Origin of the sequence: Sphingomonas sp. CFBP 13714 (assembly GCF_014842205.1) — a bacterium.
In the GTDB taxonomy this organism is placed as follows: domain Bacteria; phylum Pseudomonadota; class Alphaproteobacteria; order Sphingomonadales; family Sphingomonadaceae; genus Sphingomonas; species Sphingomonas aerolata.
In genome coordinates this window covers 1-782 of record NZ_JACYVG010000034.1, presented here as the reverse complement: position 1 = coordinate 782, position 782 = coordinate 1, and the positions used below count along the sequence as shown (strand labels likewise).

The following is a 782-nucleotide window of genomic DNA, read 5'->3' as shown; positions in this document are numbered from 1 at the left end:
CGGTTTTTTGCCAGTCACCCTCTCATTGAGCGACGGCCGCTGCTACGTGCTCCAAGCCAATTATGAGGGAGGCACACTCTCCAATGGCCGGTTGCGCAAATCGAGATGCGATGGACAGCGGAATGCCAATGAACCGTCTTTTCCGTCGCCACCCCCCGGCCGCTCACTACGCTTCATCGGGTCAGCTTGGGGCTACGGCGCGTGGGCCGATGATGAGGCAAAGACCACCATCATCACAGCGCCAGGAGCAACGACCTTCCAGCCTCTCTTTATGGCTCAAATGATGTCCATCGCTATCATGGCGATGAACAGTCCTGATTCACCGGGCGGCAATGTGACGTTGGTTGGCAAAGTCAAAGGCCGGCTGACAGTCGTCACGCTGGAGGTCGGATACTAGTGTCGATGCAAGATTCTTGAGTCCTGCATCACGGATGTCCGGAACTGATGGAAAGCAGACTGACCCTTGGGGGAGGGGGGGCGAACCTGGAAAAACCGATCATCGAACGAGCGTCTCAAATGCATCGGCTTTTCCCATCAACGGTCGCGCCGGCTCCTGCCGTTTTCTGATTGATGCAAAACTTGTGGGCTTGCGTCGCGTAATGCCAAATCGGTCGAGACTACGACGGCTAGGCTTTCCGATTGAAAACTCCAGGTAACCGGGTTCTTCGGCGGCGCTGCATTTCGGAAAAAATCGTTGGATGAAGAGCAATAGGATTTCAGGACACCGGCTTGAGATTGGGCGCCGTCATTGATGCAGTTGTCTCTGGGCCAAGATCCGCGCG

Annotated in this window: 2 protein-coding genes; one reads left to right on the top strand and one right to left on the bottom strand. The window is 56.0% G+C overall.

The features are described 5' to 3' along the window. A partial coding sequence (locus tag IFT54_RS20175; RefSeq protein ID WP_206758151.1) for a hypothetical protein occupies nucleotides 1-397 on the top strand: 397 nt, incomplete at its 5' end. A gap of 137 nt (nucleotides 398-534) precedes the next feature. Here the strand turns inward: IFT54_RS20175 and IFT54_RS20295 are convergent. Beyond that, nucleotides 535-782, bottom strand: a 248-nt coding sequence (locus IFT54_RS20295; RefSeq protein WP_206758150.1) for a hypothetical protein, incomplete at its 5' end; no start/stop codon positions are given.